The sequence below is a fragment of the Haloarcula ordinaria genome (assembly GCF_029338275.1).
GTDB classification, from domain to species: Archaea; Halobacteriota; Halobacteria; order Halobacteriales; family Haloarculaceae; genus Haloarcula; species Haloarcula ordinaria.
The window spans coordinates 802,315-819,893 of sequence record NZ_CP119789.1 but is presented as its reverse complement, the minus strand read 5'-3'; the positions used below and the strand labels follow the sequence as shown (position 1 = coordinate 819,893).

Annotated in this window: 20 protein-coding genes and 2 pseudogenes; 11 read left to right on the top strand and 11 right to left on the bottom strand. The window is 68.4% G+C overall.

Annotated features, from left to right (window positions below; all coding sequences use genetic code 11):
- Positions 1-10 precede the first annotated feature (10 nt).
- Both P1L41_RS04350 and P1L41_RS04345 read right to left on the bottom strand, forming a co-directional pair.
- Complete coding sequence (locus P1L41_RS04350) at positions 11-175, bottom strand: DUF6757 family protein (protein ID WP_276297644.1); 165 nt, start codon at positions 173-175, stop codon at positions 11-13.
- A gap of 54 nt (positions 176-229) precedes the next feature.
- A complete protein-coding gene (locus tag P1L41_RS04345) occupies positions 230-1,006 on the bottom strand; it encodes a PHP domain-containing protein (protein WP_276297643.1) in 777 nt (258 codons plus the stop codon).
- 136 nt (positions 1,007-1,142) lie between these two features.
- On the opposite strand from P1L41_RS04345, the gene P1L41_RS04340 reads away from it, so the two are divergent.
- Complete coding sequence (locus P1L41_RS04340; protein WP_276297642.1) at positions 1,143-1,430, top strand: DUF5789 family protein; 288 nt, start codon at positions 1,143-1,145, stop codon at positions 1,428-1,430.
- A gap of 81 nt (positions 1,431-1,511) precedes the next feature.
- On the opposite strand, the gene P1L41_RS04335 is transcribed toward P1L41_RS04340, so the two are convergent.
- The 5 genes from P1L41_RS04335 to P1L41_RS04315 form a co-directional block, all read right to left on the bottom strand.
- Entirely contained in the window at positions 1,512-1,922 is a 411-nt protein-coding gene (locus P1L41_RS04335) for a DUF8057 family protein (protein WP_276297641.1), read from the bottom strand.
- 5 nt (positions 1,923-1,927) lie between these two features.
- A complete protein-coding gene (locus tag P1L41_RS04330; RefSeq protein WP_276297640.1) occupies positions 1,928-2,611 on the bottom strand; it encodes an RAD55 family ATPase in 684 nt (227 codons plus the stop codon).
- A gap of 60 nt (positions 2,612-2,671) precedes the next feature.
- A complete protein-coding gene (locus tag P1L41_RS04325; RefSeq protein WP_276297639.1) occupies positions 2,672-3,382 on the bottom strand; it encodes an Nmad3 family putative nucleotide modification protein in 711 nt (236 codons plus the stop codon).
- Between the two features lie 29 nt (positions 3,383-3,411).
- A complete protein-coding gene (locus P1L41_RS04320; RefSeq protein WP_276297638.1) occupies positions 3,412-3,651 on the bottom strand; it encodes a DUF7577 domain-containing protein in 240 nt (79 codons plus the stop codon).
- A gap of 64 nt (positions 3,652-3,715) precedes the next feature.
- The gene (locus tag P1L41_RS04315; RefSeq protein WP_276297637.1) at positions 3,716-4,618 is read right to left on the bottom strand and encodes an acyltransferase; all 903 of its coding nucleotides are present in this window, start codon (positions 4,616-4,618) and stop codon (positions 3,716-3,718) included.
- 136 nt (positions 4,619-4,754) lie between these two features.
- Between P1L41_RS04315 and P1L41_RS04310 the strand changes: the two genes are divergently transcribed.
- Entirely contained in the window at positions 4,755-5,786 is a 1,032-nt protein-coding gene (locus P1L41_RS04310) for a CPBP family intramembrane glutamic endopeptidase (RefSeq protein WP_276297636.1), read from the top strand.
- Between the two features lie 24 nt (positions 5,787-5,810).
- Positions 5,811-6,863 (top strand): aldo/keto reductase, encoded by a 1,053-nt coding sequence (locus tag P1L41_RS04305; protein WP_276297635.1) that lies wholly within the window; start codon positions 5,811-5,813, stop codon positions 6,861-6,863.
- Positions 6,864-7,153: 290 nt separating this feature from the next.
- On the opposite strand, the gene P1L41_RS04300 is transcribed toward P1L41_RS04305, so the two are convergent.
- Together P1L41_RS04300 and radA are read right to left on the bottom strand one after the other, a co-directional pair.
- Positions 7,154-8,197: a sensor histidine kinase gene (locus tag P1L41_RS04300; protein WP_276297634.1), complete on the bottom strand. Its 1,044-nt coding sequence runs from the start codon at positions 8,195-8,197 to the stop codon at positions 7,154-7,156.
- Between the two features lie 63 nt (positions 8,198-8,260).
- Positions 8,261-9,307 carry a DNA repair and recombination protein RadA gene (gene radA / locus P1L41_RS04295; RefSeq protein ID WP_276297633.1) on the bottom strand — a complete coding sequence of 349 codons (1,047 nt, stop codon included), beginning with the start codon at positions 9,305-9,307 and terminating at the stop codon, positions 8,261-8,263.
- A 173-nt stretch (positions 9,308-9,480) separates the two neighbouring features.
- Between radA and hisA the strand changes: the two genes are divergently transcribed.
- From hisA to P1L41_RS04270, 5 genes and pseudogenes are all read left to right on the top strand, one after another.
- The gene (hisA, locus tag P1L41_RS04290; RefSeq protein WP_276297632.1) at positions 9,481-10,218 is read left to right on the top strand and encodes a 1-(5-phosphoribosyl)-5-[(5-phosphoribosylamino)methylideneamino]imidazole-4-carboxamide isomerase; all 738 of its coding nucleotides are present in this window, start codon (positions 9,481-9,483) and stop codon (positions 10,216-10,218) included.
- A 79-nt stretch (positions 10,219-10,297) separates the two neighbouring features.
- The gene (locus P1L41_RS04285) at positions 10,298-10,984 is read left to right on the top strand and encodes a HalOD1 output domain-containing protein (RefSeq protein ID WP_276297631.1); all 687 of its coding nucleotides are present in this window, start codon (positions 10,298-10,300) and stop codon (positions 10,982-10,984) included.
- Between the two features lie 57 nt (positions 10,985-11,041).
- A pseudogene (locus tag P1L41_RS18600) lies at positions 11,042-12,154 on the top strand (GAF domain-containing protein); the annotation flags it as partial.
- Positions 12,051-12,305 (top strand): annotated as a pseudogene (locus tag P1L41_RS18595) (PAS domain S-box protein); the annotation flags it as partial. The pseudogenes P1L41_RS18600 and P1L41_RS18595, both read left to right, overlap by 104 nt.
- The gene (locus tag P1L41_RS04270) at positions 12,285-13,319 is read left to right on the top strand and encodes a sensor histidine kinase (protein ID WP_379788449.1); all 1,035 of its coding nucleotides are present in this window, start codon (positions 12,285-12,287) and stop codon (positions 13,317-13,319) included. The pseudogene P1L41_RS18595 and the gene P1L41_RS04270, both read left to right, overlap by 21 nt.
- A 5-nt stretch (positions 13,320-13,324) precedes the next feature.
- Here the strand turns inward: P1L41_RS04270 and P1L41_RS04265 are convergent, their stop codons facing one another.
- A complete protein-coding gene (locus P1L41_RS04265; RefSeq protein WP_276297630.1) occupies positions 13,325-14,389 on the bottom strand; it encodes a TrmB family transcriptional regulator in 1,065 nt (354 codons plus the stop codon).
- Positions 14,390-14,449: 60 nt separating this feature from the next.
- Here P1L41_RS04265 and P1L41_RS04260 point away from each other — a divergent pair, with 60 nt between their 5' ends.
- Both P1L41_RS04260 and hisB read left to right on the top strand, forming a co-directional pair.
- Positions 14,450-15,643 carry an MFS transporter gene (locus P1L41_RS04260; RefSeq protein ID WP_276297629.1) on the top strand — a complete coding sequence of 398 codons (1,194 nt, stop codon included), beginning with the start codon at positions 14,450-14,452 and terminating at the stop codon, positions 15,641-15,643.
- A gap of 215 nt (positions 15,644-15,858) precedes the next feature.
- A complete protein-coding gene (gene hisB, locus P1L41_RS04255) occupies positions 15,859-16,446 on the top strand; it encodes an imidazoleglycerol-phosphate dehydratase HisB (protein WP_276297628.1) in 588 nt (195 codons plus the stop codon).
- Between the two features lies 1 nt (position 16,447).
- Here hisB and P1L41_RS04250 read toward each other — a convergent pair whose 3' ends face one another.
- Entirely contained in the window at positions 16,448-16,663 is a 216-nt protein-coding gene (locus tag P1L41_RS04250) for a hypothetical protein (protein WP_276297627.1), read from the bottom strand.
- A 117-nt stretch (positions 16,664-16,780) separates the two neighbouring features.
- Here P1L41_RS04250 and P1L41_RS04245 point away from each other — a divergent pair, with 117 nt between their 5' ends.
- Positions 16,781-17,575 (top strand): hypothetical protein, encoded by a 795-nt coding sequence (locus P1L41_RS04245; protein ID WP_276297626.1) that lies wholly within the window; start codon positions 16,781-16,783, stop codon positions 17,573-17,575.
- Positions 17,576-17,579: the final 4 nt, after the last annotated feature.

Below are 17,579 nucleotides of genomic sequence, written 5' to 3'. Positions count from 1 at the left end.
GGCGGGGCGACTACTCTCGACGGTCGATGTCGAGTTGCTCGTCGAGCTCCTCGATCCAGTCGGCGTCCTCGAGTTCGGCCATCTGCTCGCGGAAGTGGTCCGTACAGACCCCGACCTTGACTCCGTCTTTCTCGACGGCGACGTCGGCATCACGGTCGCAGTAGTGACACTGCATACCTGAGTAGAGGGGCTGGCCGACATTGAACCCTCTGATTCCGCATGCCGAGTGTCAGACGTCGAGGGCCTCGCGGACCAGGTTCCAGGCCCGTTCGTCGAGGCCGGTCTCACCGACGGACTCGCCGTGGGCGTCGCTCCCGCCGGTGGGGACCAGGTCGTAGTCTTCGATTGCGTCATCGAGCATCGTGTCGTCGACGGCACGGCCGTAGGGGTACCAGTATTCGACGGCGTCGAGCGACGCGCAGTGGTCGAGCGCGGCCGGGGTGTCGGGATAACGGAACGGGTGTGCGAGGCCGACGAGGCCACAGGCGTCGGCGAGCAGGTCGCGGCCCCGCTCGAAGCGGGGGACGTCGCGCTCGACGTAACAGGGGCAGTCGTCCCCGATGAGGTCGTCGAACGCACCCTGGAACGTGTAGTCGGTCGCGTCGGCGATGGCCCGGGCGATGTGCGGACGGCCCAGCCCGTCGCGGGGTTCGAGGTCCAGCGAGACGCCGAGGCGGTCCTCGACGCGGTCGATGATTCGCTGGCCCCGCTCGCGGCGGTCGCGCTGGATGCGGGCGCACTCGGCTGTGAGCGCGTCGGTCGGGTCGACGCCGTACCCAAGCAGGTCGAGTCGCTGGTCGCCGGTGTCGACCCGCAGCTCGACGCCGCTGACGACGGTCAGGCCGTCGTGGGTCGTGAGCGGCGCCTCGAGGTCGGGGTGGAGTCGATCGTGGTCGGTGACGGCGACCGCGTCGACCCCCGCGCGGCTCGCGGCGGCCGGGAGCGACGAGAGCGTCAGCGTCCCGTCCGAGCGCGTCGTGTGGACGTGTAAATCGGCGGCGACCATACCGCCGAGAGGGGTCCCCAGGGCGAAGAATCTTCGGTCGGATTCGCCACACGGCACCATGGTCCTTATACACATTGTACGACATTATAATAATCAATAGTTAAGGTTTATTATCGACCGTTAACTTTCTCCGGCCATGAGGCTACTGACAGAGGTTCAGACCGCGTTCGAATCGCACACGTACCCGATGACCACCGACGAGCTCGTCGAAGCGAACGGCGACATGGTCCTCGAGTTGCCCAACGGCACAGAGACGCTGGCCGACGCGCTGGAACGGTCGGGTCCCGAGACGTTCGAGACGGCCGAAGACGCGATGCTGACGGCGTGCTCGGGCATGTCGAGCAAGGCCATCGGCCGCGTCGGCTACTCCGACCGCGACCCAATCGCGATGGGCGAGCACGGTCCCGAACAGGTCTCGTTCTGAGCCGATAGGGCCGAGGGCACCCGGCAGTACGACTCGTTTTTCGACGCCACACCGTGAGCGGAGCGGTCGGGTGCGGCGCGACTACCGGTCGAGAAAGCCCGGGCGGGAGGTCGCTTCGGTGCTATCGACGTCCTGCCTGTCGAGCAGCTCAGTCGGTTCGAGCGCCTTCGGGAGGCCGTCGCGCCCGCCGGTCGGGGCGTCGTCGACGTGGACGTACGTCTTCTCGCCCTCGACCAGCTCGGCCCAGACGGCTTCCTTGTCGGGGTCACCTGCCGTGGCGGCCTCCTTGGCCTCGTTTCGCCCCTCGTCGTAGGCGAGTTCCACCATGCTCCGGTGGTACGCCGAGTCCATCTCGTGGTAGATGGCTTCCAGTTCCTCGCGGTTGTACTCGCCGAAGCGCTCGGCGACGCCGATGGCGTAGGCGCGGTCGGTCGCCTCGTCCTTCTCGAGGGCGTCCCACCCGGTGTCGTACTTGCGCTCGTAGAGGCTCATGGTGGCTACGTCTGGACCTTCTCGTCCGAGACGTTCAGGCCCTGGTCGGTGAACTCGATCTTGCGGATGTCACAGTCGATGGCTGTCCCGCGCATCTTGATGACCTGGACCCCGCGAGTCATGCTCCCCTTCTCGAGGAAATTGTGGAAGAAGACGACGCCGTGGGCCAGATAGTGCTCGTCGCTGTAGGAGGAGGGGTCGGTCATCTCGGAGATGAGCAGCGTCGTCGCTTCGGTCTGCTTGAGCGCCGAGAGGAAGCCGGTTATCTCGCTGTCGACGTCCTGCATGAAGTGCTGCAGCAGCATCGTCGAGTCGATGACGACCCGCTGGATGTCGTTGTGCTCGATGAACGCGACCAGCCGGTTCGTCAGGCCGCCGTCGCTGCCGAACTGCGTGATGGTCCGCTTGCCGCTCTCGGTGACGAGGTTGAGAAACTGGATGGCGTCGGACTGCATCGCCCGGTCGAAGCCGAAGTCGTAGCCGGCCATGTCCTGCATGAGTTCCGACTTGGTCTCGTGCATGGTGACGTAGAGACAGGACTCCCCCTCCTTGGCCCCCTGCGTGATGAACTGCGAGCAGAACGTAGTCTTCCCGCTCCCGGGTGGCCCGCTGACGACGTAGAGCCGATTCGAGAGGAGGCCACCTTCGACGAGAGTATCGAATCCGGGAACACCGGTCGAGAGACGCATACCACCAGCATGTGCGCGTCTGGACATATGCTTTCGTACTCTGTTTTCACCCCTGATAACTCATTTTGATTGGTCGATTACAGGAGCGGCATCGACGGCGGCGAGCAGCCGCTCGGTGCCCGTCTCGTCGAAGCGCATCGGGCGGCGCCACCACGGGCCCTTCCCCGAATCGACCGAGCAGTCGGTCACCAGCCAGTTGGCCTCGGTGCCGGCGTCGGGCGTCGATAGCGGGACGGCGGTGTCGTAGAGCCGAGACGCGTCTGGGTCGCCGAGGACCAGCACGCGGGCGTCGAACGGGTCGCGCTTGACGTGGGCGTTCGAGTCGAAGGTCACCCGCTCCGCTGGTGAGAGGCCGGCGTAGTCCGCACCGGTGACCGGCGGCCGGGCCAGGCGAAAGTGACCGATGACGAACGCGCCCCACCGGGGCGGCGCCCAGTCGGGCGGGTCCGACGGCGTCGAGAGCGTCGCGTAGAAGACGAGGTAGTCACCGGTCGAGAGTGACGCTATCGGCCCGGCCTTCACGCCGTGTTCGTCGCCGTAGGTGTAGCGCTCGCCGCCGGCCTCGGGGAACTCGGGGTCGAAGTGGACGGGTCGGTCGGCGACGCTGCTGACGTCCGTCGTCAGGTCGAGGTCGGCGTACGTCGGCACCGGGTCGCTCGTGGGCTCGGACTCCGGGATGGGGATGTACTCGAACGAGCCGTCCGGAAAGAGCGGGGCGCGGAACCCCGGCTCGTTGGTGTTGGCGCCGACGTTGATAGCCAGACTTCGCATGGTGGGTGGATGGGCTCCGGGACCAAAGGTTAGTCGAGGGGCTCGACACAGGCCTGACAGTATCGGACGGTCCGGACGGCCTCGTTTCGCGCGCCGCAGTGGCGGCACTCGACGACCGACGACGCCGACGGACCGAGCGACCCCGATGGGGCGGCCGACTGCGAGTTCCCGCGCGGTGTCGACTCACGGCGGCCGAAGCGTCGGTAGAGCAGTAGCTGTACGAGTCCGAACCCGACGAGGTACACCAGAAGCCAGCCCCAGACCTGCATAGGGAGCGTTGGCACTCGGCGTATTTTTGTGTTGCTCTCCGATTCCCGAAGGCGATAGCGAGGGCTACTGGTCCGGCGGCGAGAGGTCGCGCTGGAACTCGTCGAACTGGTTCAGGTTGTCGGGCAGCTCGGAGGGGATGTGGCGCTCCTCCCGGCGGTCGACGTTCGCGTCCTCGAGCGGGTCGGCGACGGACGCCCAGCCGTCCTTGACCGCGATGGACTTCGCGGGCGTCCCGGCGGCGATGTGGTGGGCGGGGACGTCCTTGCTCGCGATGGACTTCGCCGCGAGGATGGCGTTCTCGCCGACGCGGACGCCGGCACGGACCATCGAGTCGTACGTGACGCGGGCGTCGTCCTCGATTATCGTGTGGTAGTTCTCGACGTGTGTCTGGTCGACGGCGTCGTGGTCGTGGCTGTAGATGTGGGCGTCGTCAGAGATGGAGACGCGGTCGCCGATGGTCAGCTTCCCGCGGTCGTCCAGGTGGACGTCGTCGTGGACGACGACGTTGTCGCCGACCTCGATGTTGTGGCCGTAGGTGACGCTGATGTTCTTGAAGAAACGGCAGTGGTCCCCGCACTCGGCGAAGAGGTGGTCGGCCAGCATCCGTCGGAAGCGCAGGGCGAACTCGACGTTGTCGGCCATCGGCGTCGCGTCGAACTGTCGCCAGAGCCACTGGAGGTGTTTGGAGTGTTTGAACTGCTCCTCGTCTTTCTCGGCGTAGTACTCGCTCTCCAGGGTCGTGTTGCAGGGGTCGTACCCCTGCAGGCGGACCCGTTCGGCTGGCGAGACGTCGCCGCCGGACTGCCAGCGCTCGTAGGCCTCCCGGTCGCCGTGGAGGTCCACGAGGACGTCGGTCACCACGTCGCAGGTCTCTTCGGGACCCGACAGTCGTTCGTCGACCTCGTCGATGAACGCCCGGAGACCCTCCTCGGCGATGGGCGGGAGCGACACGTGGCGTTTGGTCATGTGCCGTACCTGGATTCCAGGGCAGATAGTGGTTTCCGTTACGTGGGCACTACCCGGTAACACCGACGCCACGACAAACGGTGTCACGGGCCGTCCGTGGCGTATCTGTTAAGACGCCGCCGGGTGACTGGCCGCCATGGCCAGGTCGGACTTCGCAACGGAGCTCCGGGGGTACATCGTCAATCCGACCGAGCGACGCCTGCGGTCGCCGTGGCGGGTCACCATCTGGGTGGTCGGGACCCTCTTCTTGACGGTGGTGTTCGCCGGGCTCGCCGCTTCGGTGCTCCCCCCGGGGAACGGGACCGGTCTCGGGGCAGCCCTGCGAAACCTCGCCCGCACCACCTGGGTGTGGGTCGCCGCGCTGGGCAGTGGCCTCGGTGTGGGGTATCTGCTCGACCGCCGCCGACTGGTGGACTTCGGACTGGAGCTGGACCGCCAGTGGTGGCGCGACGCCGCCTTCGGGCTCGCGCTCGGGGTCGCCCTGCCGACGGTCGTCCTGGTCGTCGAACTCACCGCCGGACTGGTGACGATTACCGGCGTGCTCGTGACCGAGTCCGGCGGTCCAATCGGATTCGGCGGGACCGGCGCGGCGACCCGCCTGGTCCTGCTGGCGGTGTTCTTCCTCGTCCAGGCCACCACCGAGGAGGTCCTCGTCCGGGGGTACCTGCTGACCAACGCCGCCGAAGGACTCGCCGGCGCGTTCGGGAAGTGGCGCGCCACCGTCGTCGCGACGGTCCTGACGGGAGCGCTCTTCGGCGTCCTGCACGCGACCAACCCCAGCGCGTCGCTGCTCAGCGTCACCAACATCACCCTGTACGGCGTCCTGTTGGGCGCGTGTTACGTCCTCACCGGTCGCCTGGGCATCGCCGCCGGCTTCCACGTCGCCTGGAACTACACCCTCGGGCTGTACGGCTTCCCGGTCAGCGGCATCCCGACTGGCGCGGCGCTGCTCGGCACAGAGACGACGGGCCTCCCGCTGGTGACCGGCGGGTCGTTCGGCCCCGAGGGTGGGCTCGTCGCCCTTCCGCTGCTGGTGGTCGGGTCGGGCGCGCTCGCCTGGTGGGTCCGCCGCGAGTACGGCGCTGTCGCGGTGCTCGAAGCCGTCGCGACGCCGACGCTCCGGCGCACCGCCGACGCGAGCGACCGGCCCGAGAACCAAGATGGCTAAGTGCGCAGCGCCGTAACTGGGGGTATGAACTACCGGACACTCGGAAACACGGACGTGGAGGTCTCCGAAGTGGGCTTCGGGGCCTGGGTCGTCGGGACCGACTGGTGGGGCGACCGGACGCGCGAGGACGCCGTCGAGATGGTCGAGCACGCGGTCGACCAGGGCGTGACGTTCTTCGACACGGGCGACGTCTACGGCCACGGCGACAGCGAGGAGATCATCGGCGAGGCACTCGCCGACCGCCGCGACGAGGTCACCGTCTCCACGAAGGTGGGCTACGATTTCTACAACAACCCGCAGGCCGGCCACGGCGAGTTGCCCAAGAAGGTCACGCCCGAGTGGATCGAGACGGCGCTCGACCGCTCGCTCGACCGCCTCGACATGGACCACGTCGACCTGCTGATGCTCCACAACGCCAACGTCGACGAGGTCGACGAGGACGTCCTGGCGACGCTCGACGACCTTCGCGATGCGGGGAAAGTCGACGCCGTCGGCTGGGCGCTCGGCCCATCCATCGGCTGGCTCGCGGAGGGGGACGCCGCCGTCGCCGAGGAGTTCGACGTCGTCCAGACCGTCTTCAACCTCTTCGAGCAGACCCCCGGCCAGCACTTCCTCGACACCATCCGCGAGCACGAGGCCGACACCTCCGTCATCGCTCGCGTGCCCCACTCCTCGGGCCTGCTCAACGAGCAGGTCACGCCCGAGACCGAGCTGGGCAAGGGTGACCACCGCGCGCACCGCCCGAGCGAGTGGTACGAGACCGGGTGGGAGAAGGTGGAATCCATCAGATTCCTTGAACGCGACGGCGAGCGTACGCTGGGCCAGGCGGCCATCCAGTGGCTCCTCTACCACGACGAGATGGCCTCGGTGACGCCGACGTTCCGGACGACAGACGATATCGACGAGTGGGCGGCGGCCCCCGACACGCCGCCGCTCAGCGACGAGGAGTACGACCGCGTCCAGGCGCTGTACGCCGACAACTTCGGTATCGACCGGGACGACGGCATGGACGCCCTGCGGTCGTCGGTGGGCGGTGCGGACCTGGACGGCACGGGCATGAAGTCCGCCGGCGACTGACCCGGCAGGGAAAGCCCCGAATCTGCAGGCGACGCGCTAGCCCCCGGTCACGGGTCGAATCTCACCCACGTCTCGCGGTTTTCACGCCGAACCCCTCCGTTTCACCAGGAGATGTTCCGCCGTCTTGCGGTTCGGTATCATCCACACCACTTTCACTCCGGTTCGTCAGACGGGTGAAAGACGCCGGACGGCGCGGTGGTGGACACGAAACGAAGGGGTTAGACACGGCCCTGAGCGACCCGGTCACAGGTAGCGAAGACTAGCGTCGGTGACGTCCGACGCGGGAGAACTCATACATTGACGGCGAACATCGCGCCGCCGTCCGGCGCGGCCTCCGCACGGACGGTCCAGCCGTGGGCGTCGGCGATTCGCTTGACGATGGGCAGGCCGAGTCCGGTGCCGCCGTCGTCCTTGTTCGTCGAGAACCCGGGCTCGAACACCTGGTCGAGTTTCGCGTCGGGGATGCCCTGCCCGTCGTCGGCGACGGCGAATCCGTCGTCGCGGGGTTCGACAGTCACCGTCAGGTCGTCGGCCCCACGCTCGGCCGTCGCGCCGTGTTCCACGGCGTTTCGAAAGAGGTTCTCGAACAGCTGGGCCAGGAGGCTCTCGTCGGCCCCGACCAGCATCGTCCCCGTGACGGTGAGTTGCGCACCATCGGTCGACACCTGGTCCCAGGCGTCCCGGGCCGTCGATTCGAGGTCCACGTCGTCCAGCTCGGTGGGTTCGGTCCCACGGGCGAGCATGAGCGCGTCGTCGATGATGTCGTTCATCCGCTGGAGCGACTCCAGGACGTCGGCCGCGTGGTCCTCGTCGGGTGCTTCGCCGCTCACGGCCATCTCGGCGTGTGCGAGCGCCACCGACAACGGGTTGCGGAGGTCGTGGCTGAGAATCCCGGCGACCTGTTCCAGCAGTTCGTTGCGCTCGGTGACGCTCGCCTCGGCCAGGTGCCGCTCGGTGACGTCGGTGTGGACGACGAGGACGAGTGACTCGCCGTCCAGTTCGAACGGGGTCACACGAACGGTGAACCAGCGCCGCTCGTCGGGCGTATGACACGGGTACTCCAGCGAGAACTCCTCGGCGTCTCCCTCGATGACCGACTCAATCCCGTCGGCGACGTCCGTCGACATCTCGTCGGGCGAGTCGCGACAGACCGTCAGGTAGTTCTGGCCGACCATATCGACGTCGCCGTCGACGCCGTTCTCGAACCCGAAGGTGTCCCACGAGTGGTTCGTCAGCCGGATTACTCCCTCGGCGTCGAGAACGGCGACCTGGTCTGGAAGCTCGTCGAACGCCGCCTCGACGAGGCGGGTCCGGTCGGTCGGAACGTCGGTCACTTGCCCACCGTTAGGAGTGTGGGGATAAAAAGTGACGCATGTCGCCAATGGCCGGTCGCGGGCCTACTCGTCCATCAGGCCGCCTTCCTCGACGCGCATGACGGCCTCGCCGTCGGGGAGGTTCGGCGCGTCGACGAGCTTGACGATGCGCTTGTTACCCTTGGACTTGCGGAGGTACATCCGGAACGTGGAGGTGTGACCGAGGATGTTGCCGCCGATGGGCTGGGTCGGGTCGCCGAAGAAGGAGTCGGGGTTCGACGCCACCTGGTTCGTGACGACGACGGCGGTGTTGTTGAGGTCGCCCACGCGCATCAGGTCGTGGAGGTGCTTGTTGAGCTTCTGCTGGCGGTCGGCCAGCTCACCACGGCCGACGTACTCGGCGCGGAAGTGAGCGGTCAACGAGTCGACCGCGAGCAGGCGGACGGGGAACTCCTCGTCCTGGGACTGGCTGGCGATCTCCTGGGCCTTCTCGGCCAGCAGAATCTGGTGGTTGGAGTTGAACGCCTTCGCGACGTGGATCTTGTCGAGCATCGACTCGACGAGCGCGTCGAACAGCGCCTCGTCGGTGGCGTCGGCCTCGCCCTCCTCGGCGATGCCGTGCAGGACCATCGTGTCCTCCATGACCTCGTCGTCGAGGCCGCGGACCATCTGCTCGATTCGCTCGGGGCGGAACGTGTCCTCGGAGTCGATGAAGATGGCACTCCCTTCGAGGCCGCCGTGCTCGGCCGGCGTCTGGACCGTGACGGCGATCTGGTGTGTCACCTGGGACTTGCCGGCCCCGAACTCGCCGTACACCTCGGTGATGGACTGGGTCTCGATGCCACCACCGAGCAGTTCGTCGACCTCCTCGACGCCCCAGGTCAACTTGCCGATCTGCTCGCGGCGTTCGAGCACGGTCGAACCGGTCTCGAAGCCACCGATGTCGGCGGCCTCGCGGGCGGCGTTGATGATGTCGGCGGCCGACGACTCGCCGATGTCGGCCGTGTTCGACAGCTCGCCGGGTGAGGCGACTGCGATTCCCTGGTAGGAGTCGAACCCGTTCTCTTTGAGCTTCTCTGCCGTCGCCGGACCGACGCCCGGCAGGTCTTCGAGGTCCTCACTTGCGGACATGGACGTGGCTTGTGCGTCCGGGGTGATAAAGGCTCGTTAACAGGAGGGTGAAAGTGAAAGTGGCAGACTGCAGTCGGACGGGTCGGAGACACACCACGGGGGTTTAGGTGAGAAGAGCGCGGCGACGGCCTGGGACCGACACGCTTTCGACGCGCCCGGTCGGACGGTCGCGCATGTTCCCCGAATTCGAGGTCGTCCCCGCCGTCGACATGCAAGACGGGCAGGTCGTCCAGCTGGTCGGCGGCGAGCGTGGCACCGGGAAGACGTACGGCGACCCCGTCGAGGCGGCACAGCGGTGGGTCGACGCGGGCGCGCGGACGCTGCATCTCGTCGACCTCGACGGGGCGTTCGAGGGCGAGCGACAGAACGCCGACGCGATAGACGCCGTCCTCGACGCGGTCGGGGCGGACGTCGACGTGCAACTCGGCGGTGGCATCCGCACCGTCGAGGACGCCGTCTCGCTGCTGGACCGCGGCGTCGACCGCGTCATCCTCGGGACCGCCGCCATCGAGAACCCCGACATCGTCGAAGCGATCAGTGCCGAACACCCCGGGAGTGTGCTGGTGAGCCTGGACGCGAAAGACGGCGAGGTCGTCGTCGCCGGCTGGACCGAAGGCACCGGACTGGACCCCGCCAGGGCCGCCCAGCGGTACGCGGAGCTGGGGGCCGGCGGCATCCTCTTTACCGACGTCGACGTCGAAGGCCAGCTCGAAGGCGTGCGGACCGAGCCGGTCCGGAACGTGGTCGAAGCCGTCGACATCCCGGTGGTGGCGAGCGGGGGCGTCGCGACTATCGACGACGTGCTCGAACTGGCAGACACCGGCGCCGCCGCCGTCGTCGTCGGCAGCGCGCTGTACCAGGGGGCGTTCACGCTCGAAGCCGCGGCGGACGCCGTCGAAGAACACCGCTAACGGCGCCGTATCACCGCCAGATAGAGCGTAACTGGGACGTAACGCAAAGAGTTATCTCAGTGACTATCGAACCGGTCGTATGGAACAGGGTAGATCAACGACGGTGCTTTTCGTCGACGACGAACCGCTTGAGTTGGAGCTGTACGTCGATTTCTTCGGTCGTAGCGCGGAGGTTACACCGGTGGGCGCGGGGTCGGCAGAGGAAGCGCTCGAGACGCTGATGTCGACGCCGGTCGACTGTCTCGTCAGCGACGGCATCAGGACCGAGGACGGGCGGTCGTTCGTGTCGGTGGCCAAGGAGAGGTACCCCGAGCTGCGGACGATTCTGTACTCGGGGAGCGAGCGCGACGCCCTCCCGGTCAAGAAGGTCGAGCGGTACCTCCGGAAGGGGGACCAGGGCAACGCCGGCGCGTCGCTCGAGACGCTCGCGGCCGCGGTTCGAGAGGTGACGACGACCAGCAGGACACTCGAGGCGGACGGCGCGGGCGAGGAGTGGAACGTGCTCGGCAACTTCTCGTGGGACCACGAGACGGACGTGGGGAGCGCCATCGTCCGGGCGCTCGCGGAACACGCCGACCGCGACGTGCTCGAGTTCCCGCCGCTGTACGACGTCGTCGACTCGGACGCGCTCTCGCGACTCCTCACCGGGTCGTTCGACCGGAACACCGACCAGTCCGTCCAGGTCCAGTTCTCCTACGACGACTACCAGCTCAGAATCACCGCCGACGGCATCCTCACCTGTCGGTCCATGGTGACCGGTCGGTAACGACGGCGGCGATACACGGCGGCTCGCGCTGTGGGCCGCCACGCCACGAGACGCTCTATGCCCCCCCACACTACCGTTCTCCACGTCGACGACGACCCCGCACTCCTCGAGACGAGCGAGCCCCTGCTGCAGCGAGCGTTCGACTGTTCGGTCCTGACGGCGACCAGCGCCAGCGAGGGCCACGAGGTCCTGGCGAGCGTCCCCGTCGACTGCGTCGTCAGCGACTACGACATGCCCGGGTCGGACGGTATCGAGTTCCTCGAGGCCGTTCGGGCGGAGTTCCCGGACCTCCCGTTCATCCTGTTTACCGGCCGCGGGTCCGAGGCCGTCGCCAGCGAGGCCATCGCGACCGGCGTGACCGATTACGTCCAGAAGACGGTCGGGGCCGACCAGTACACCGTGCTCGCCAACCGCATCAAGAACGCCGTAGCACGATATCAGACGTCCAGGGACCTGGCGCGGCGGACGCGCCAGCACGAGGCCATCGCACAGCTGGGATACCGCGCGCTCGAGAGCGGCGACAGGGCGGCGCTACTCGAGGAGGCGATAGCGCTCGTCGCCGACCGACTCGACTGCGAGTCGGGCTGGGTCTTCGAGCAGCGGTCGCGAGATGGCGGACTCAGCGCCGTCACGAGCGCCCACGGTACTCCGACGGCTGCCCCGGCGGTGGACGAGGCACGAGCCGCCACACTGGCGCGGTCCGCACTGGAGCAGGGCCACGCCGTCTTCCTCGACGACCTCCCGGTCGACACCGCCGGCACGCTCCAACGACAGGTCGCCAGCAGCGACACCAGGGGTATCGGTGTCGTCGTAGGGCCCACCGACCAACGATGGGGAGCCCTGACTGCGTTCGGACCGGCCGACCGTCCGTTCACCGACCAGGACGTCACCTTCGTCGAGAACGTCGCGGCCATCCTCGGGACCGCGATTCAGCGCCAGGCGGCCGAGGGGCGGGAACGCGAGCGCGACCAGCAGTTCCGCGAGATGGCCGAGCTCAGCCCGGACGGCATCTTCCGGACGGATACCGACGGCCGGTTCACCTACGTCTCGCCGGTCAGCGAAGAGCTGTTACGGACGCCGGGGGGGAGCACTGCTCGGAACCTCCTTCGAGACGCTCGTCACGCCGGAGAGCATGGCCGACGCCGTCGAGGGGTTCGCCGGCGTCGTCGCCGGCGAGACGGTCCGCGGGCTGGAGCTCAGACTCGTCGACGGCGACGGGGAGGAGTTCGACGTGGCGGTGAGCGCGACACCCATCCGAGAGGACGGCGAGACGGTCGTCGTCCAGGGGTTCGCTCGCGACGTGACCGAACGCAAGCAGCGCGAACGCGACCTCCAGCGGAGCCGCGAGCTGTTCGACGGCCTCGTCGAGCACTTCCCGAACGGCGGCGTGTTCCTGTTCGACGAAGCCCTCCGGTTCACCGTCGTCGGCGGGGACGAACTCGAGAACGGCGGGCTGTCGGCCGAGGAGATGGTCGGCAAGCGTCCGGCCGACGTCTTCCCACCGGCGAACGCCGCAGTGCTCGAAGACGCCTACCGGGCCGCGCTGGCCGGCGAGGAGCAGTCCTTCGAGGACAGCTACCAGGGCAGAGACTACCACGTCCAGGTGCTCCCCATCCATGACGAGGACGGCGCAGTCGCCGCCGGCATGGCCGTCGCCCAGAACATCACCGACCGAAACCAAACGCGAGAGGTGCTCGAACAGCAGAACCGCCAGCTCGAAGAGTTCGCCGCCGTGGTCTCCCACGACCTGCGTGGCCCGCTGAACGTCGCGACCGGGCGCCTCGCGCTCGCGCGCCAGACGGGCGAGAACGAGCACTTGGACGAGGTCGAGCGCGCACACGAGCGGATGTCGGAGCTGGTCGAGAGCCTGCTAGCGCTGGCCAGGGCGGGCCAGGCCGTCGGCGAGACGGCCCACGTGTCCCTCCAGGCGGTGTCCGAGGCGTGCTGGGCCACCGTCGAGACGGGGACGGCCCGCCTCCGCGTCGACGGTGACTGCCGGTTCCAGGCCGACGACTCGCGGCTCCGACAGGTGCTCGAGAATCTGTTCCGGAACGCCGTCGAACACGGGACCGACAGCGAGCGGGCCGATTCCTCGGTGACAGTCCGCGTCGGGCCGCTGGCCGACGGCTTCTACGTCGAGGACGACGGGGTGGGCCTCGACGACGTCCCGGCGGCCGACATCTTCGAACGCGCGGTCACGACCAAGCCGGAGGGAACCGGGTTCGGGCTCGCGACGGTCAGGGAGGTCGTGGAGGCCCACGGGTGGTCGGTCGCCGCGAGCGACAGCCCCGAGGGTGGCCTCCGGTTCGAGATCACCGGCGTCGGCCCCGAGTGAGGGGCCTACGACCCGCCGTACAGCGTCACCGTCTCGGCGGCGTAGCCCTCGTAGAACGGGATGATACCGCCGCCACCGTCGCCGGCCGCGACCCGACCGTCCGGCGTCTCGAACGCCATGCCGTTCTCGATGGGGAAGTCGTTGGTCGCCTCGCCGACCAGGTTCTGCCGGACGGCGACGACCGGGACGCGCTCGTAGGCGGCCCGGTCGCCGGTCTCGACGTCGCGGACGGTGACGTCGGCAAGCAGGTCACGGCCCGTCGCCCGGTGGAGCGCCGCGTTGGTCACGGCGGTCCGGAAGTGCTCGTAGGACGCCGGGAGCGGGTCGGGGTCGGCGACGTGTTGGGTCGTCGCCATCGGCCAGAAGTTGCTCACCGCGTTGCCGTAGAACGCCTCGCCGATGTCCCGCTGGGCGAACCCGAGCGCATACTCCGAGCCGTGTCGGCCCGAGAGGACCCCGTGTGGGCCCATCAGTCCCCGCGTCCCGTCGGTGATGGCGTAGACGGGGGCGGGCACCTCCCACGTCCGGACGACGTCCGCGTAGCGGTGCCAGTCGACGGCAGCGTCCCCGAGCGGCGAGATGGCGAGCAGGTAGACGAAGACGCCGCGCTCGCGGGCGGCCGACAGCGTATCGCGCACCTGCTCGACCTCCGGGAACGGGAGGACGAGGAACGCCTCGTGACTGGCGTCTTCGAGCGCGCGTCGGGCGCGCTTGCGGACCGTCGTCCGCGAGTGGAGCACCTCGACGGCGGCCTCGGGTTCGGTGGGCTCGTCGTACAGCGTCTCGATGCGCTCCCCAATCTGGTCGAGACGTGCCGACAGCGACCCGACGGCCTCCTCGGGCGGCCGCGCTCGCAATACCGTGGGGCTGGCCGTCTCGTCGACGGTCACCAGGCCCCGCTCGGTGAGCGACCCGGCGAGCTCGTAGACGTACCCCTGCGAGACGTCTGCGGCGCGCGAGACCTCCTTCGTGGTCGCCTCGCCCGCGCGCAACACGGCGAGGTAGGCGGCGATCTCCTTCTCGGAGAGGCCGAACGTCGACAGGTGGTCACGGAGTAGGTCGGAGGTCATGCGAAATAGTTGTGTAACTATATACAAAATATTTTTCCAGAAGCCCTTGGAGGGTCGAGTATGAACGAGACGGCGAACAGCGAGTCCGGCACCGGGCGCGACACTCGGCGGTGGTGGACTGCCGCCGTCTTCGCCTACGTCCTCCTCGAGGGCGCCGGCCTCCAGATGCGCGGGGCCGTCGTCCCGGAACTCCGCCGGACGTTCCCCGTCACCGACTGGCAACTGGGCCTCGTCGCGCCCGCGGGCACCGTGGGGTTCCTGGTCGTGGTGGTCCTCGTCGGTGCGGTCGCCGGGCGGTTCGAGACCCGGAAACTGCTCGTGCTCGGCGTCGTCGGCACCGGCGCCGGCATCCTCCTGATGGGGGTCGCGCCGTCGTTCACGCTCTTCCTGGCGGCGCTCCTGGGCCGCGGGATGCTGACCGGCGTCGGCCGGGGGACCGACCGGCCGCTGTTGAGCCACCTCTACCCCGACGAGCGCGGGCGAATCTTCGGGTACTACGATATGATGTGGGCCGTCGGCGCGACGATAGGGCCGGTGCTGGTCGCCGTAGCCGTCGCGCTGGGGAACTGGCGGCTGGCCTACTTCACGCTCGCACTGGCGTTCGTCCCCGTCGCGGCGCTCGTCTGGTGGCTCCCGGCCCCCGAGGAGAACGGCGGTGACGACCCGCTCGACCTCTCGGAACTGCGCCGCATCGCCCGCCGCCCCGAGGTGGTGGCGATGGCACTCGCGGTGTTCTGCTCGACGGCCGTCGAGGGCGGCCTGTTCACCTGGCTGACGACCTTCGCCGAGGGGCGACTCGCCGGGCCGCTCTCGACGGCCTCGCTGAGCGTCATGCTCGTCGCGTACATCCCCGGCCGCCTGGCCTCCAGCCAGCTCTCCGAGCGGTTCGGGTACGTCGGCCTGAGTATCGGCCTGGCCGCCGTGCTGATTCCCACGCTGGCGTTCACCTTCTTCGTCGCCGAGGGGCTATGGCTGCTGGTCGGCTTCTTCGCCGTCGGGCTGACCGTGTCGGGGCTCTACCCCACGTTGCTCGCCTACGGCACCGAGGCGGTCCCGGAACACAGCGCCCCGGTCAACTCGATGGCCGCCGTCGCCTCCGCGCTGGGCATCGCCACCACGCCGGCCGTGATGGGCTTCGTCATCGGCGGTTCGGGCGTCGCATTCGCCATGCAACTGCTCCTCGTCCCGGCCGGCCTGTTGCTCGCGCTCGTCGTCGGTACCGAACTGCTCGCCGGGCGCGCGAGCGAGCGGTGACGCTGCCCCTCTCTGACGGTCCTCACCACGCGCTGGGTGCGGGATGTGCCGAGAACCGCCCGGACACTCGTCTCCGCTGGCGTGTCGCCACGTGACCAACCGCCGTGGGTGGGACTGAAAGGGGGCTTTCGCACTCTCCACCAGAGTCGGGATACTGACCATCTCATCTGCTAGCGGGCGCAACCCCCAAATACGCGGCCCGTGACGTATCGCGTATGACCGACCGGACGGCGGCCGTGACACGCGAGACGGCCGAAACGGACATCGACGTAACGCTCGACATCGACGGGGCCGGCGAGGCCACCGTCGACACCGGCGTGGGCTTCTTCGACCACATGCTGGGCGCCTTCGCCACCCACGGCCTGTTCGACCTCACCGTCCAGTGCGACGGCGACCTGGAGATCGACGCCCACCACACCGTCGAGGACGTCGCCATCACCGTCGGCCAGGCGTTCGACGAGGCACTGGGCGAGAAGCGCGGCATCCAGCGCTTCGCCGACCGGAAGGTCCCGCTGGACGAGGCCGTCGCCAGCGTCGTCGTCGACGTCTCGGGCCGGCCGTACTTCTCCTTCGACGGCGAGTTCTCCCAGCGCGAGGTCGGCGGGATGACGAGCCACATGGCCCAGCACTTCTGTCGCTCGCTTTCGACGAACGCCGGCCTGACCCTGCACTGTGGCGTCGAGGGCGAGAACGCCCACCACGAGGTCGAGGCGCTGTTCAAGGGGCTGGCGCGGGCGCTCGACGACGCGACCCGCATCGACGAGCGGCGGTCGGACGTGGCGAGCACGAAGGGCGAACTGTAGCTCAGTCCTCGCTCTCGCCGCCGTCCCAGGACCGGTCGACGAGGACGACGCCGACGGCCAGCAGGAGGACGCTCACGACGAGCGCGACGGTCCCGTCGCCGAGGCCGAGGAGGGCCGCGACTGGGGAGGGCCGCCCGTGGCGGGTGCCAAACGCGAGGATACCGGCGAGGCCGACCGTCCCGACCACTCCACCGACCTTCGCCAGTGCGTTGGGCATAGCGGTGACTGTCTCCGGCGTCGAGCAAATAGGTTCGGCCGCTGCCGCCGCGCCGTGACTCAAGGCCGGATTTGAGCCAGGCCCACCTATTACCGAACGGGGGGCGTCGGCCGAAGTATGGAACGCCGCTCTCTCGTCGTTGTCCTCGTCGGACTCCTCGCGCTAGTCGCGGCCGCCGCCGTCCTTACGGTCCCCGGCTCCTCGCCGGCGGGCCCACTCGACGGGGACCAGTCCTATCCCGAGGGGGCGGGACCGGACCACGTCAACCTCTCGGCGCTGGAAGCGGACGGGACGAACGTCTCGAACGCGCCCCGGTCACACTGGGACACCTACGCCATCGTCTACAGCGCCCCCGAAGAGCGCCGACTCGTCGAGGGTAACTACTACATCGACGCCACCACGGGGGCCATCGTCGGCCAGCGCTGGCACGACGGCAAGGTGTACATCAACGGGTCGACCTACGCGTTCGTCCAACCGGCCGACAGTCTCCCGGCCCACCAGCGAGAGCAGTTCACCTCGGACCCACAGTTCGTCTACGACAACGCCACCGACGCCTACTACCGGTACGACCCACACTACGGGCAGGTCGCACCGACGAACATCGGCCGGCACCCCGACATCCTCGACGGGTACACGTGGACGGCCGTCAACACGACGACGCACCACGGCGTCCCCGTCATCACCTACCGCGTCACCGGCGTCCGGTCGACCGCCGCCGACATCCCGCCGCCGCGCAATGGCACGCTCCGCCTCGGGCTGGACGACGGGGTCGTCTACGCGTTCGGCCTCACGCTGGACGCGGACGGGGACACCTACCGGTACACCTACGACGTGCGTCCTGCGCCCTTCCCGGACACCGACTGGGTCGAGACGGCTCAGGCGGTCACCGCCGCCAACGAGTCTGCAGAGTGATACT

Excerpts from the sequence above, each read along its gene's own strand:
- hisA (WP_276297632.1), top strand. The coding sequence starts at position 9,481 with ATGTTCCCCGAATTCGAGGTCGTCCCCGCCGTCGACATGCAAGACGGG.
- P1L41_RS04265 (WP_276297630.1), bottom strand. The coding sequence starts at position 14,389 with ATGACCTCCGACCTACTCCGTGACCACCTGTCGACGTTCGGCCTCTCC.
- P1L41_RS04325 (WP_276297639.1), bottom strand. The coding sequence starts at position 3,382 with ATGCGAAGTCTGGCTATCAACGTCGGCGCCAACACCAACGAGCCGGGG.
- P1L41_RS04335 (WP_276297641.1), bottom strand. The coding sequence starts at position 1,922 with ATGAGCCTCTACGAGCGCAAGTACGACACCGGGTGGGACGCCCTCGAG.
- P1L41_RS04330 (WP_276297640.1), bottom strand. The coding sequence starts at position 2,611 with ATGCGTCTCTCGACCGGTGTTCCCGGATTCGATACTCTCGTCGAAGGT.
- radA (WP_276297633.1), bottom strand. The coding sequence starts at position 9,307 with ATGTCCGCAAGTGAGGACCTCGAAGACCTGCCGGGCGTCGGTCCGGCG.
- P1L41_RS04320 (WP_276297638.1), bottom strand. The coding sequence starts at position 3,651 with ATGCAGGTCTGGGGCTGGCTTCTGGTGTACCTCGTCGGGTTCGGACTC.
- P1L41_RS04340 (WP_276297642.1), top strand. The coding sequence starts at position 1,143 with ATGAGGCTACTGACAGAGGTTCAGACCGCGTTCGAATCGCACACGTAC.
- P1L41_RS04315 (WP_276297637.1), bottom strand. The coding sequence starts at position 4,618 with ATGACCAAACGCCACGTGTCGCTCCCGCCCATCGCCGAGGAGGGTCTC.
- P1L41_RS04350 (WP_276297644.1), bottom strand. The coding sequence starts at position 175 with ATGCAGTGTCACTACTGCGACCGTGATGCCGACGTCGCCGTCGAGAAA.
- P1L41_RS04310 (WP_276297636.1), top strand. The coding sequence starts at position 4,755 with ATGGCCAGGTCGGACTTCGCAACGGAGCTCCGGGGGTACATCGTCAAT.
- P1L41_RS04345 (WP_276297643.1), bottom strand. The coding sequence starts at position 1,006 with ATGGTCGCCGCCGATTTACACGTCCACACGACGCGCTCGGACGGGACG.
- P1L41_RS04285 (WP_276297631.1), top strand. The coding sequence starts at position 10,298 with ATGGAACAGGGTAGATCAACGACGGTGCTTTTCGTCGACGACGAACCG.
- P1L41_RS04245 (WP_276297626.1), top strand. The coding sequence starts at position 16,781 with ATGGAACGCCGCTCTCTCGTCGTTGTCCTCGTCGGACTCCTCGCGCTA.
- P1L41_RS04260 (WP_276297629.1), top strand. The coding sequence starts at position 14,450 with ATGAACGAGACGGCGAACAGCGAGTCCGGCACCGGGCGCGACACTCGG.
- P1L41_RS04305 (WP_276297635.1), top strand. The coding sequence starts at position 5,811 with ATGAACTACCGGACACTCGGAAACACGGACGTGGAGGTCTCCGAAGTG.
- hisB (WP_276297628.1), top strand. The coding sequence starts at position 15,859 with ATGACCGACCGGACGGCGGCCGTGACACGCGAGACGGCCGAAACGGAC.
- P1L41_RS04250 (WP_276297627.1), bottom strand. The coding sequence starts at position 16,663 with ATGCCCAACGCACTGGCGAAGGTCGGTGGAGTGGTCGGGACGGTCGGC.